Here is a 13212-nt window from a genome sequence, read left to right as displayed (position 1 = left end):
ATTCAGCAGCCTACAGCCGCCAGCGCCTGCAAGGGGCCAACCTGACGCAGGGTTTCCATCTGTTCACGATTGCGCGTGTACAACGTGCCACCAAAGCCCACAGCGCTGATCGAAATCTCATCGAAACATTCCTGACTCCGCGGCACCAGCAACAGCCAGCCGTTGCCCGCCAACAGGTTGAACGGCGGCAGCAACCCATCGGTACCTGGCGTCAGATTCAGCTGCTGGCAGGCACGCTCGAAGCCCGCAAGCAGGCTCTGCGCAGCTGCCTCAAGCGGCACATCACGTCCACAGTGCACACGAACAAAGCAGTGTTTCATTGTCAGGGCGGCATGAGTAGCCTGCCCCAGTTCCGGCAGGTCGGAGGGCAATCCCTCCGCGTGGAAATCCAGACAGGCATTGCCCGGTGTGTCAGGAATCCATTGCAGATGCTTGTGCCGCTGGCTGGCCCCTGCGGCCGTACCACCATTGTACAGCCCGGTCCCACCCGCTTCGCCCATGATGGTTGCCAGCGCGGTGAAGTCGCTGCGGGTCAGCGGCAGCAGCTGCTCTTCGAAACTGCGTCGAGCCAATACCAGATGGCGCTCGCACAGCGGGAACTTGTTCAGGATGACGACATGCTCGTCGCCCAGTGGTCCCACCGTGAGTTCGGGATCAGGGTTCAGAAACGGATTGAAATCGGGATCGCGCGGTCCACCCGGAATCGCAACCTCCTCGCCTGAATCCTCGCCTGAATCCCTGGCGGCATCCTTGGCCGCCAGTGACGAGACCCAGCGCACAATGAATCGCAGGCCAGCCTCCTCCAGGACAAGCTGCTCCGACTGCACCGGCTGCAGATCTCCGGATGCCAGGGCACTCCTGCTGCACTCATCAACTGCCTTCATCCAGGTGTTCGTCATGGCGTCCCTCTCGTGACTTGACTATCGTCGCTGGTCAGAGCTCCATTCTAAGCCAGTCACCTGCCGATATTCCAGATAACGACTCAGCCGACTCTTTTCAGGAATTCGCGGGTTCGCGGGTCCTGCGGAGCATCGAACAGCTGCTGTGGCGTTCCCTGCTCGACAATGCGTCCGCCATCCATGAAGATCACGCGATCGGCTATTTCACGGGCAAACTGCATTTCGTGAGTCACGATCAGCATGGTCTGCCGACGCTCGGCGACGCGACGCATCAGATCAAGCACCTCCCCCACCCACTCCGGGTCCAGAGCAGAAGTGGGTTCATCAAACAGCATCAGCTCGGCATCCAGCGCCATGGCTCTGCCGATACCGACTCGCTGCTGCTGCCCACCCGACAGGGCCGCCGGATAGGCATCGGCCTTGTCTGCCAGACCGGTTTCCCGAAGGATCTCCTCAGCGCGCTGCTCGGCACTATCGCGGGATTGCTTCTGCACGACGATGAGCGCCTCGGTAATGTTCTCGCGTGCGGTCTTGTTGGCGAACAGGGCATAGTTCTGAAAGACGAAGGCCGTACGGCGCCGCAGTTGGAGAATCTCGGCCTTGCCGGCTGTCGCCACATCCAGCTGCAGATCACCAATATGAATGCGACCGGCCTCCGGCCTGTCCAGAAAGTTCAGACAGCGCAGCAAGGTCGACTTTCCCGTTCCGGATGGACCGATCACGACGATCCGTTCGCCATCATCGATCTTCAGATCGATGCCATCGAGAACCGCATTGTTACCGAATCGTTTGCTCAGGCCTTGTATTTCGATCATCGCGCAAATGCCCTGTTGAGACGGGTTTCCAGCAGCTTCTGTACTTGCGAGAGCGCTTCCACGATGATCCAGTAGAGAATGGCAACCACGAGAAAGGCCTCGAAATACAGAAAACTGCCAGCGGCCTCTTTCTGTGTTGCACCCATCATCTCTGTGACCCCCAGCGTGAACGCCAGAGAGGTGCTCTTGATCATGTCAATGAAATAATTGACCAAGGTCGGTGCAGCCACCCGGGCAGCCTGCGGCAGCACGATACGGCGCATCATCTGCGCCTGCGTCATGCCGATGGACTGCGCCGCCTCCCACTGACTGCGGTCGACACCCACGATTGCCGCTCGGATACTCTCCGCCATATAGGCCGAGAAATGCAGGGTCAGCCCCATGACGGCAGCCGTCACGCCGTTGATCTGCGTCAGAAAGGACAGTACCTGAGGCAATCCGTAGTAGAACAGGAACAACTGCACCAGCAACGGGGTTCCGCGAAAGAAGCTGATGAACAACATGACCAGGGGATCGAGCACCGGCAACCGAATCACGCGCTCGACCGCCAACAGCGATCCCAGGACCAGCGCCAACACCATGGCGGCGCTTGCCATGCCCAGCGTCAACGGGATATAGCCCAGCAGTACCGGCACGAGGCCGACCATGTAGTCGAAATCAAGGCCCTGCATCGTGGCTTACTCCGCTACGGTGATATCACTGCCGAACCATTTGCTCGAGATCTCTGCCAGGGTGCCATTTTCCCGAAGTGCGTTCAGAGCCGTATCGACCCTGTCACGCATCGCACGACCGGCTTCGTCGTTGCGGAACGGCAGGGCATTACGAATCTCGTCGAAGGGCTTGCCGGCAAGCGCCAGTGGCAGCGGACTCTCGGCGATCAATTGTACCGAGGAGACTCGATCCATCACGAAGGCATCGACCCGACCCAGAGACGTGTCCAGGGCAATATTGCTTTCATAGGTCTTGACGTCGATCTCGTCTGCATAGGGCAGCTCGTTCAGCAACTGTTCGAAGTTCGAGCCGAGGTTCACGGCAACCGTTCGCCCCTTCAGACCCTCGGGCCCCTGGATCGCTTCTTCCTCACCGGCTTTCACGACAACCTGCGCACCATCGAACACATAGGGCTGAGTGAAGGCGAACTTCGTTTCACGTTCCGGCGTGATGGTGATCTGATTGGCGATCGTATCGATACGGCCGGATTCCAGTGCGCCGACAAGACCGGAAAACGACATCGTCTCGAAAGTGATATCCAGTCCCGCCTCATCGCCTACGGCGTTCATCACATCCACTTCGAAGCCTTGCAGCTTGTCCTGACGAACAAAGGTGAAGGGGAAGTAGCCACCTGACATGCCAACCCGAACCTGCTCTGCGGTTTGAGCGAAGACAGTGGCAGGCAGGGCAGCCGACAGCGCGGCAATCAGAGCAATGAGCTTGAGCATCGGGAATCTCCTTGAACGAGTGCGGAACCTATAGTGCGTTTTCACCGGAAACACCCGCGGTGTCGGATAAGGTTCCTCGCCTGCCTTTCATGAATGGCTCTCCCCTGTCGTATTTACACAGCGCCATCCGGGGCTGTCGCACACGGTATCTTCCGGGCCTGTCTTGTCCGTACACGTCAGCTGACGCGGACGGTACGGACAACATGCCAAAGAGAATACCCAGCGGAGAATACGATGTCTGAAGTCAAGGAACTGAAAGTCAATGCAGAACAGGCGCTGTGGGATCAACTCGCCGATGTGCGAGATGTTCTGCTGGGCGCGGAGGGTGGCGGTTCTCATCTGCAACCCATGGCACCGCAGGCTGACCCCCTGCGCAAGACGATCTGGTTCTATACCAGCAAATCCACAGATCTGGCAATGGCGGCACTGAACTCCCCTGCAGCCAAACTGTGCATGGTGTCGAATGACAGAGACTTCCACGCCAGCGTGGATGGCGTGTTGAGTGTTCATCACGACTCGGACACCATCGAGCAGTTCTGGTCCCCGATCGTCGCCGCCTGGTATCCGGCGGGCAAGGAAGATCCGGATTTGACAATGCTGGCCTTCCGGCCGATCAGTGCTGGCCTCTGGGCATCCACCGACAGTGCGGTGAAGTTCGGATGGGAAATTGCCAAGGCCAACATGACGGGACAACGACCCGATCTGGGCCTGCACACGACCATCGAATGGTAGTGATTCCGGATCAGGCCCGCGGCATGGTCACACGGGAAAGTCCTCTTCCAGTCTGGTGGAGTAACTGCTGATGATGAGCACCATGCCGACGACGCACATCGCTGTCATCAACCAGTATCCCTGTATCCCTGCGCGAGAGTAGAGTATTCCTGACACCAGCACTGCGGTCGCCAGCGCCGCGGTGGCAAACGTGGCATACAGAGACTGTGCACGGGCCGCCATGGAATCATCCACGCGGCGAGAGATGAAGGTCACGGTGGCGATGAAGAGCAAGCCGAAACTCAGGGCATGCATGCCCTGCAGCAGAACCAGCAGCGGCACGGAAGGGTTCATGGTTGACAGGCTCCAGCGCAGGATACCCACGGCTCCGGCTGCCAGCATGCAATGTCGCGAGGACAAGCGCCTGGCAACGTCGGTGAACCTCCACATGAGCGCTATTTCCATGACCACGGCGAAGCACCACAGCAGCGAGCTGATGATGGTACTGATGCCGGACTCTATCCAGTGCAGCATGGCAAACGCGCCGAAAAAGGCATGCGATCCGTTGATCAGCGCTGAACCGGCGATGACCATCAGGAAGCCGGGGTGCTTGAGACCACCCGGCAAGGCAGGCGCGGTGATGCTTGCTGACGCCATCGCCATGTTGCCGGCTGGCGCACCCAGATTGTCAGCCGGTGCGGCCAGCCGCTCGTCGACCCGCTTGCCGGTCAAGGTTGCCGCTTCGCGAAACGCCGGCAGTACGCTTGCACAGAGAGCCCTGATCAAGGCTCCTGCAATCAGTGCCGGTACAAACCAGTCCAACCCTGCCGCGTTGAAAATGACGCCCCCAGACATCAATGCGATGACGAACCCGACAGAGCCCAGCGCCCGAATTCTGGCGTAGTCAGAACCACGCCTGCGCGTCAGACTGAGGGTGGCGCCGTCCAGCACGGGCACTTTCACCGCAATGAGAAGCCCCGCCAGCGTCCAGACCACGATGATATCGATGACATTCTGTCTGAACAGCATCCAGCAGAACAGCAGCAGTATCATCCAGTCGAATCCGATGATCGCGGTTCGCCAATCGGACAAGCGATCAGATATGCTTCCCAGGTGGACTGCTGCCACCACCATGGCGACCGAGGGCATTGCCACAATCAACCCGGTGAGCTGCGCACTGACTCCCAGATGGTGCAGCCATGGGGACAGGAACGGCCCCGTCAGACCGACAGAGCCGTACATCATCATGAAATACAGCGTAAGGCGCTGTTCCGGCGTCCAGGTAGAAGTACGAGGCATAGTGGGTGTCAGGGCTGCAGCTCAGGCTACGTTCCGGTGAGAAGAGTTGAGGGAATGACGCAGTGGCCATGGGCAATGCCACGGCCGCTTCGTCAGGATTCTCCGGTTCAGGTTGGACTTGATGCGGACAGTGGCAGACACCCGGCCGCATTTTCTTGCTCGAAACACATGCAGGATAGTCCATCCTGACAGTGAGCAACAGAGCCAGGTTTCGAGCACGGCGCTTTGCCCATGCATGACTGCCATGCGCTCTTTCGCCACAGCGCTGACATCAGCTGTCACCAGGACTTTCGGCGAATGTCCGTTACAGCGCAAAGGCCATTATTACCTACTATATCGGGACAAATAGCCGTAATGGCACCTTGTTCAAACCTTGCATTATCGTCATGCTGAAGACTCCTTGAAAGCTGCCTGCCGAGGCACCCCTCATGTTCATACCAATCATCCGATCAGCCGGGCTCGCACTGCTGACCTGCGGCACGCTTCAGGCTGCCACCTTCCCTTCCACCTTCGAACCCATGCGCATGAGCGCCGATGAAGGGTGGGTGTTCAGCGGTGAATCGAACACCTTCAATTTCGCCAGCCAGGCGGTGTCGCTGGGTGACATCAACGGTGACGGACTTGCGGATATCGCTCTCGGGACAGATATCTATTCCGACACTGGCGGGATCTACATCATTCCGGGCGGGCCCCAGCTCCAGTCCATGCAGATGACGCCGGATTCGATTGCCAGTGCCGGAGGTACTTACATACCCGGGGTCAACGAGATCAGCGCGCTGGGTGACTTCAATGGCGATGGCCTGGACGACTGGCTGTTGTCATCCAGAGATTACAACGACGGTGCACCATCCGGTGCCGTCATCGTACTCGGCAGGCGCACACCCTACCCCACACCACTGGATATCTCGACACTCGACAGCGGCTCCAGCATGAGCCTGACATTCAATGGAGCGCCACTCACCCCCTACTACACCGATGAGTCCTCGGTGCTTTCCGACCTGTCGCTCGTTGGCGACATCAACGGTGATGGACGCAATGACCTGGCCGTCTTCTCACGTGTCGCGGCCATCGAAGGTCAGTCAATCCTGACGATGGTGCTGGGCACCGAAGAACCTCTGCCTGCCACACTCGATCTGACAACCGTACCGGAATCCTGGCAATCCACCATTCGTTTCGCCGGCTATATGGACGGCTCCGATATCATCTGGTCAGCATTCTTCGGCATGCAGAATGTCATCGTCGACGCCAATGCCGATGGGCTCGATGACCTGCTGTTCGGTGACAACGGAACGAAATACCTGATCTTCGGCTCCGCCGATGGCCTGCCGGAGATGATCGACTTCCAATCTCTCGATGGCAGCAATGGGACGACCTTGCTTGCCTACGACACGTCTGGCTTGCCGGATCCGATCTTTCGCTACAGCCAATCCATACTCTACGGAGATCCGGTCGATATCTCATCGGACTGCAATGCCGATGGCCGCCTGGACCTGGTGTTCAACAGCTACGACACCGTGACCTACGATCCTTTCAGCATCGTGCTCTACGGCCGCAGTGATGCGTGGCCTGCCGAACTGAATCTGCAGGAGTTGCCAGAAGCCTACGGTCGCTTCACGGAGGAAACCATCTGGACGTTCAATGGTATCGGTGACATCAATGGCGACGGTCTGGAAGAGAGGTCCCAGAACAACTACGTCGGTGTTGAAGTGATCTACGGCGGTGTCGACGCAGGGTTCGGTTCGGTTGCCCTGAACGGGATCAACGGTTTCACGATCTCCGGTACGGTTGACTCTGTCTATATCGATAGCGTGACCGGTCTCGAAGGCGACTTCAATGGTGACGGCCTGAATGATCTCCTGATCGGCAGTCCTGGCGGCTATGACCCCGGCGTGGACATCGATGCGCTGATCGACTCCCCCTACGCCGATGAGTTTTACCAGCTGAGAACAGGCGTTGCCTACATCATCTTCGGACGAGAAGACAGCGGAGCACCGGCATCGCCATGGCAGGCCTATCCTGCCCTGGCACCCGACTCCATCGAATTGCGCTGGGAGCAGTCTGCTGCTGCGGATATTGCCGGATTCGAGATAATCCGCGATGAGCTTGTCATCGGAACGCCCGGTCCCGAGGAGCGCTCTTTCGAAGTGCCCGATGCCACACGATACAATCGCCAGACCTACCAGCTGATCACGATCGACGCGGCAGGAGAACGTTCGTCTCCACTGTTCCTGAGCGTCAACAACAACATCGACAATTTCCCGGAGCTGGGTGGCGAGGTCTATTCAGACACACTGGCCGAGATTTTCTGGGTATTTTACAACCGCGAATATGACATCTATCGAGACGGTGTGAAGGTTGATCGCCTGCAGGCCCAGAGCTGGCTTGACACGCTGTACGATGCTCAGGAGCATACCTACCGCATCGAGACCATCAGGCAGTACTTCGAAGACCACGTGCTGCGCTCAACCCTCTTCACGCTTCCGGCACAAACGGGCACCCGCCCGCCAGCAGCGGTCACAGGGCTCAGCTTTGCCCTGTATTCCGAACACACCCTGGAACTGTTCTGGGAGCCTGCTGCCTGGGGTACACCGCCGCTGAGCTACGAAATCAGGGAGTCTGGCAGACCACTTGCCACTACCTCGGGAACCAGCCTGATGGACTACGACATCTATTACTACGGCGGTTATGACTACGAGATAGTCACCGTCGATGGAAACGGCCGTCGCTCGGCGCCTGCCAACCTGTTTGTATCGGTGTACTCGGCGCTGGCGGAAATCCGGCCAGCCATGCCGGTAAACCTGTCATCCATCGCCTTGTCCGAGACGTCGATACAGCTGGAATGGGAACCGTCTGATATTGGCACACCAGCTACTGGCTATGACATCTACAGCTACGAGACTCATATCGGTCGAACCAGCGATACACGCTTCAACATCGACGGACTTGCGCCTGACACGATCCATCATGCCTACCAGGTTGTCGCCTTCAATGATGATGGTCAGCAGTCGGAGTGGAATTACTTCCCCGAGGTATCAACTGCGGGCGGACCGACAGCTCCCGCCTCGGCCGAGGCGATCGCCTATGGGCCGCACACGGCCGAGCTTTTCTGGTCACGCGTCGAGTTCAATGCCACGCCCGTCAGCGGCTATGACATATATCGCGACGATGTGCTGATCGACACCGTATCCTCGATCAGTTACATGGACTACGCGCTCGACGCGGACACCGCGTATCGCTATACCGTGTACTCGGTATCCGATACCGGCGTGCGCTCACAGGCCTTTGCAACTGCCCTGGTGCAGACCCCGGCAAACTAGCCTAGATGGACTGAAACGCCAATCGATCGCCCGCAGCTACGCGGGCGATCGCCCGGCCTGATTGACACTCTGACCTTCGCCCCTTGCTGCCGAACAAGACCGGGCTGCGTCGCGCCATTGCCCTGGTAGTCACATTGACCGCTTTCACCGTTGATTACAAACAACCGCCATCCCCATCCTGACAGGCTATAAAGAGACCAAGTAAACTGCCGCACGAACCGTATGTGTCAGTTGCACGGATGATCACCTCCTGGCGACGCACACTCCACCGAACACAACAACAGAGCGCACACGATGTTTGACTGGTTGGCAAGCCCCGAAGCCTGGATTGCACTGGGCACGTTGACGGCACTGGAAATAGTGCTGGGTATAGACAACATCATATTCATCTCGATTCTCGTCAGCCGCCTGCCGCTCGAGCAGCGGGATCGGGCAAGAAAGCTGGGGATCGGACTGGCCATGTTTGCCCGCCTGGCTCTGCTTTTCTCGATCACCTGGGTCATGGGGCTGGTGGATCCGTGGTTTACCGTATTCGATCAGCAGATTTCCGGACGCGACATCATCCTCATCGGTGGCGGCCTGTTTCTGCTGGCCAAGTCCACTCATGAGATCCATGCCAGTTTCGAGGTCGAGGAGGAATCCGAGAAATCAGCCGCATCGGCTGCCTTCTACAGCGTTCTCATCCAGATCGCCATACTGGACATCGTCTTTTCCCTGGACTCGGTCATTACTGCCGTCGGTCTGGTGGATGAGCTGCCGATCATGGTCGCTGCCATCGTCATCGCGGTCGCTGTCATGCTGCTGGCCTCGAAGGCCATCAGCGATTTCGTCGACAACAACCCCACCATCAAGATACTGGCGCTCTCCTTTCTGATCATGGTGGGCATGACGCTGATCGTCGAAGGCTTCGATGTCCATGTGCCCAAGGGATACATCTACTTTGCCATGGCCTTTTCGGTCGCTGTCGAGATGATCAATATCAGGATGCGCAAGCGGCATACCCATACCTTGAAGCTGAAGTAGGCTCGAAGGAACTCGGAGCTCTGCGACTCCGGCGCCCGAGTGTTTGCTGACCGATACAGGAACCTCATGAAATGGACCGGCGTATTGATACTCCATACTGCCGGCACCAGAGGAACAATGAGGGAGCGATTCAAATGAAAGTCCTGATTCTCGGAACCGGCTTTGCCGGAGAAGGTCACGCCGATGCCTTTCGTGGCGCTGGCGTCGACGTGGTGGGTATTGTCGGACGTACCCCGCATGTCGTCAGCAAGGTTGCTGAAAAGCTGGGTGTCCCCTACCACGGAAGCGATTGGCAGAGCGCGTTGCAAGAGTGTCGGCCGGACATCGTCTCCATCGCCACACCCGGGGGCGCGCATTACGAACCCATCAGGCAAGCCATCGACTTCGGCTGCCATGTGTTCTGCGACAAGCCCATGACAGACAACGCGGAGACCGCTGTCGAGCTCTATGAGCTTGCACGGCAGAAAGGCGTGAAGACAGCCTATGCCGCCAGCTTCCGCTTCACCTCCGGTGTATTACACGCGAAGCGACTGGTTGCCGAGGGTGCAATCGGCGAGCCTGTCGAAGTCGAGTGCATGTCTCACTTCAACCTCGAGAAAACCATTCCCTTTGGGTGGTCGCATCGCAAGGAGGAAGGCGGCGGTCGTCTCAACAACAACTTCACTCATACGCTGTCAATCGTGACATCGGTCATCGGTGAGCGCATTCTGTCGATCATGGGTGAGGTGCGCGATGACATGAGGAAAGCGCCGATCGTGGATGGCGTGCACAACTTCATGCAGAGACGAGAGTTCATTCCCTCGGACCTGAATGACCCATCGCTGAAGTGGGGAGAGAGTAACGTCGAGTGGTCCTATACCGTCATGGCCAGACTGGCCAGTCCATGGGCGACGAAGCCCGTCTCGGTTCTCTTCAAGCACGGCGGACTGGTACCACGGTTCCACGAAGACCATATCGTTTTCTATGGCAAGGAAGGCGCAATCTATCTCAAGGGGCATTACGGCAGTGGCCAGCTGTACCTGTGGGGCAGGAACCAGGCCTGGGAGGAAATCGCACGCCCTGCCGACCTCATGGCATCGATACCGGATGTCGAGGGTGAGACGGAACAGTGCTGGCACTATCTCGCCCGCGAGTTCGTCAAGGACATCCGCGGCAAGGATGTCGAGCCCTACCCGACCTTCCGGGAAGGCAGCCAATACCAGCAGATCATCGACTTGATTCGCAGGAACGATGACTGGAAAGACGTCACCGACTTGCAATGAACCGGCATCGTCAAAGGAGAACTCACGCATGAAGATTACCGACGCCAGGGTATTTGTGGGTGGCCCGGCCAAGAACTATGTGACGCTCAAGATCATGACCGATCAGGGTGTTCACGGCCTCGGGGATGCCACTCTCAACAACCGCGAAACCCTGCCGGCAGCCTATCTGCAGGACTACCTGATCCCGAACCTCATCGGCATGGATCCGCGCAACAGCGAAGACATCTGGCAACTCCTGTATCGAGGCGCCTACTTTCGTCGTGGCCCCATCGCCATGGCCGCCTATGGCGCCATTGACATGGCCTTGTGGGACATCAAGGGCAAACTGGCCGACATGCCGCTCTATCAACTGTTTGGCGGCAAGAGCCGCGAATCTGCCATGGTCTATGCACATGCAACCGGTGCCGACCTGGAAGACCTCGTCGATTCCATTGCCTACTATGTCGAGCAGGGCTACAAGGCCGTGCGTGTGCAATGCGGCATTCCCGGCATGCCAACAGCCAGTTATGCCGTGCCCGAGAAAAAGGGTGATGTGAAGAACTACATTTCCGACTTCAGCGGCATCCGCCCCAAGGTAGAGATCTGGGATAGTGATCGCTACCTGCGCTTCATGCCTGAGGCTCTGGCGAAGATTCGCGAGCGTTTTGGTCCAGAGTTGCATATTCTGCACGATGTCCACCACCGACTCACGCCACGTGAAGCCGCCGAATTTGCCAAGGCAGTGGAGCCAATACGCCTGTTCTGGCTCGAAGATCCGACACCTGCCGAAGATCAGAATGCGCTCCGATTGATCCGGCAGCATTCCACCACACCCATAGCGATTGGTGAGGTGTTCAACTCGGTGTGGGAGTGCAACAGGCTGATTGAAGAGGAATTGATCGACTTCATACGAATCGCCGTGACCTATGGCGGAGGCATCACACCGGTCAAGCGCATTGTCGATCTTGCCTCCTTTCACCACGTGCGCACCGGCTTTCACGGAGCCCCCAGCCACTCACCCATTTCCATGGCCGCTCAGGCACATCTGAATGCCTGGGCGCCCAATTTCGGCATCCAGGAATATCTGGTCCTGGGCACCCCGGAATGCGATGCCCTGTTCCCATCGGAACATCGCATGGAAAACGGCATGTTCCATGTCAGTGACGCGCCCGGTCTGGGCGTGGAGTTCGATGAATCCGAAGCTCGGCGCTACAGCTACCAGCCAGGCAGTCACCCGATCGTCAGACTGCAGGACGGAACAATGTGGAATTACTGACCGCCCCCTGATGACGGCCTCGGGAAGGTCCTTTCACTCACTGACATCGCCAGCAGTACCGCCAGAGCCGTGTGGCGACTGATCACAATCCTCCTCCTGCCATTGACGCAATACCTCGGCACCTGGCTGACAGCCTGCCGGTGGAGGACCTTGAATACGGCCCGGCGTTCGACTGAATCGTGGCGCCGGTGCCGGCTGAACGCAGCCATCATGAGTTTCGAACACGACTCGGGACGCGTTGTGAGGGTGTTCAGCGGCGGCGCGCAATCCCAGTACCGGCGCAACGCAGCAATCGGTCCCTTCCAGCAGGGCACGCCAATGTGTCGAATCTCGCTGTGCAAAAAGGGTGGCCAGGCGTTTCTTCAGTCGTGGCCAGCACTCGGGGTTCTGGTAATCCTGAAAATCTTCGTCGTCCTGCAACCGCAGACATCGCAGGAACTCGCCATGGAACTTCGGCTCCAGAGGCCCGATCGATATCCACTCTCCGTCAGCACACTGATAGGTATTGTAATGGGGAGCGGCGCCATCCAGCAGATTCTCGCCTCGCCTGTCCTGCCAGCGATCATTGTGCATCAGACCATGCAGCATGGTACTCAGGTGCGCAGTACCATCGCAGATGGCCGCATCGACCACCTGTCCCTTACCACTGGTCCGGCACTCGTACAAGGCCGCCATGATGCCAAAGGCCAGGTACATTGCACCACCACCAAAGTCGCCCAGCAGGTTCACCGGTATGGCAGGCCTGCCGTCCCGCTCGCCCATGGCACTCAAGACCCCGCTGATCGCAATGTAGTTGATGTCATGGCCAGCCGATCGAGCCAAAGGACCGTCCTGTCCCCAGCCTGTCATACGCCCGTACACCAGAGCAGGGTTCACCTGCCAGCACACCTCGGGGCCCAGACCCAGCCGCTCCATGACGCCAGGCCTGAAACCTTCAATCAGCACATCGGCCCTCGATAACAATTCAAGCGCAGTCGCAATACCGTCAGGGGTCTTCAGGTCTACAGCGACAGCACGCTTGCCACGATTGAGCACATCGTAGTCAATGCCCAGCAGATTGTCGCTCTGCTGGCGTTCCAGCCGGACAACATCGGCCCCCATGTCTGCCAGCAGCATGGCTGCAAACGGTGCCGGACCCAGCCCTGCAAATTCGATGACGCGCAATCCTGTCAAGGGCCCCAATGGTCTCTCC

General features: G+C 58.4%; 11 protein-coding genes. 5 read left to right on the top strand and 6 right to left on the bottom strand.

All coding sequences use genetic code 11. The features are described 5' to 3' along the window. Positions 1 to 2: 2 nt before the first annotated feature. The 4 genes from ACUNV4_RS05375 to ACUNV4_RS05360 form a co-directional block, all read right to left on the bottom strand. The gene (locus tag ACUNV4_RS05375; RefSeq protein ID WP_430877483.1) at positions 3 to 899 is read right to left on the bottom strand and encodes an ATP adenylyltransferase family protein; all 897 of its coding nucleotides are present in this window, start codon (positions 897 to 899) and stop codon (positions 3 to 5) included. Positions 900 to 982: 83 nt separating this feature from the next. Beyond that, a complete protein-coding gene (locus tag ACUNV4_RS05370; RefSeq protein WP_430877482.1) occupies positions 983 to 1714 on the bottom strand; it encodes an amino acid ABC transporter ATP-binding protein in 732 nt (243 codons plus the stop codon). Continuing rightward, positions 1711 to 2385 (bottom strand): amino acid ABC transporter permease, encoded by a 675-nt coding sequence (locus ACUNV4_RS05365; RefSeq protein WP_430877481.1) that lies wholly within the window; start codon positions 2383 to 2385, stop codon positions 1711 to 1713. The genes ACUNV4_RS05370 and ACUNV4_RS05365 overlap by 4 nt, the downstream gene beginning before the upstream one ends. 6 nt (positions 2386 to 2391) lie before the next feature. Then, positions 2392 to 3153 (bottom strand): amino acid ABC transporter substrate-binding protein, encoded by a 762-nt coding sequence (locus ACUNV4_RS05360; RefSeq protein WP_430877480.1) that lies wholly within the window; start codon positions 3151 to 3153, stop codon positions 2392 to 2394. A 234-nt stretch (positions 3154 to 3387) separates the two neighbouring features. Between ACUNV4_RS05360 and ACUNV4_RS05355 the strand changes: the two genes are divergently transcribed. Beyond that, a complete protein-coding gene (locus ACUNV4_RS05355) occupies positions 3388 to 3885 on the top strand; it encodes a pyridoxamine 5'-phosphate oxidase family protein (RefSeq protein WP_430877479.1) in 498 nt (165 codons plus the stop codon). Positions 3886 to 3912: 27 nt separating this feature from the next. On the opposite strand, the gene ACUNV4_RS05350 is transcribed toward ACUNV4_RS05355, so the two are convergent. Beyond that, positions 3913 to 5163, bottom strand: coding sequence for an MFS transporter (locus ACUNV4_RS05350; RefSeq protein ID WP_430877478.1), 1251 nt, complete (start codon positions 5161 to 5163; stop codon positions 3913 to 3915). A gap of 428 nt (positions 5164 to 5591) precedes the next feature. Here ACUNV4_RS05350 and ACUNV4_RS05345 point away from each other — a divergent pair, with 428 nt between their 5' ends. From ACUNV4_RS05345 to manD, 4 genes are all read left to right on the top strand, one after another. Continuing rightward, positions 5592 to 8480 carry a VCBS repeat-containing protein gene (locus ACUNV4_RS05345; protein WP_430877477.1) on the top strand — a complete coding sequence of 963 codons (2889 nt, stop codon included), beginning with the start codon at positions 5592 to 5594 and terminating at the stop codon, positions 8478 to 8480. Between the two features lie 294 nt (positions 8481 to 8774). Next, a complete protein-coding gene (locus ACUNV4_RS05340; protein WP_430877476.1) occupies positions 8775 to 9503 on the top strand; it encodes a TerC family protein in 729 nt (242 codons plus the stop codon). A 134-nt stretch (positions 9504 to 9637) separates the two neighbouring features. Beyond that, positions 9638 to 10765 (top strand): Gfo/Idh/MocA family protein, encoded by a 1128-nt coding sequence (locus ACUNV4_RS05335; protein ID WP_430877475.1) that lies wholly within the window; start codon positions 9638 to 9640, stop codon positions 10763 to 10765. Positions 10766 to 10793: 28 nt separating this feature from the next. After that, positions 10794 to 12020: a D-mannonate dehydratase ManD gene (gene manD, locus ACUNV4_RS05330; RefSeq protein WP_430877474.1), complete on the top strand. Its 1227-nt coding sequence runs from the start codon at positions 10794 to 10796 to the stop codon at positions 12018 to 12020. Positions 12021 to 12053: 33 nt separating this feature from the next. Here the strand turns inward: manD and ACUNV4_RS05325 are convergent, their stop codons facing one another. Then, entirely contained in the window at positions 12054 to 13202 is a 1149-nt protein-coding gene (locus tag ACUNV4_RS05325) for a CaiB/BaiF CoA transferase family protein (protein WP_430877473.1), read from the bottom strand. Between the last annotated feature and the right edge of the window lie 10 nt (positions 13203 to 13212).

Source organism: Granulosicoccus sp. 3-233 (genome assembly GCF_052681095.1).
Note: the sequence above shows the minus strand (reverse complement) of the source record. Positions and strands in the feature narration are given on the sequence as shown.

What these genes read in the sequence shown, in the direction of transcription:
- ACUNV4_RS05375 (WP_430877483.1), bottom strand. Translation starts at nt 899, where the DNA reads ATGACGAACACCTGGATGAAGGCAGTTGATGAGTGCAGCAGGAGTGCC.
- ACUNV4_RS05370 (WP_430877482.1), bottom strand. Translation starts at nt 1,714, where the DNA reads ATGATCGAAATACAAGGCCTGAGCAAACGATTCGGTAACAATGCGGTT.
- ACUNV4_RS05365 (WP_430877481.1), bottom strand. Translation starts at nt 2,385, where the DNA reads ATGCAGGGCCTTGATTTCGACTACATGGTCGGCCTCGTGCCGGTACTG.
- ACUNV4_RS05360 (WP_430877480.1), bottom strand. Translation starts at nt 3,153, where the DNA reads ATGCTCAAGCTCATTGCTCTGATTGCCGCGCTGTCGGCTGCCCTGCCT.
- ACUNV4_RS05355 (WP_430877479.1), top strand. Translation starts at nt 3,388, where the DNA reads ATGTCTGAAGTCAAGGAACTGAAAGTCAATGCAGAACAGGCGCTGTGG.
- ACUNV4_RS05350 (WP_430877478.1), bottom strand. Translation starts at nt 5,163, where the DNA reads ATGCCTCGTACTTCTACCTGGACGCCGGAACAGCGCCTTACGCTGTAT.
- ACUNV4_RS05345 (WP_430877477.1), top strand. Translation starts at nt 5,592, where the DNA reads ATGTTCATACCAATCATCCGATCAGCCGGGCTCGCACTGCTGACCTGC.
- ACUNV4_RS05340 (WP_430877476.1), top strand. Translation starts at nt 8,775, where the DNA reads ATGTTTGACTGGTTGGCAAGCCCCGAAGCCTGGATTGCACTGGGCACG.
- ACUNV4_RS05335 (WP_430877475.1), top strand. Translation starts at nt 9,638, where the DNA reads ATGAAAGTCCTGATTCTCGGAACCGGCTTTGCCGGAGAAGGTCACGCC.
- manD (WP_430877474.1), top strand. Translation starts at nt 10,794, where the DNA reads ATGAAGATTACCGACGCCAGGGTATTTGTGGGTGGCCCGGCCAAGAAC.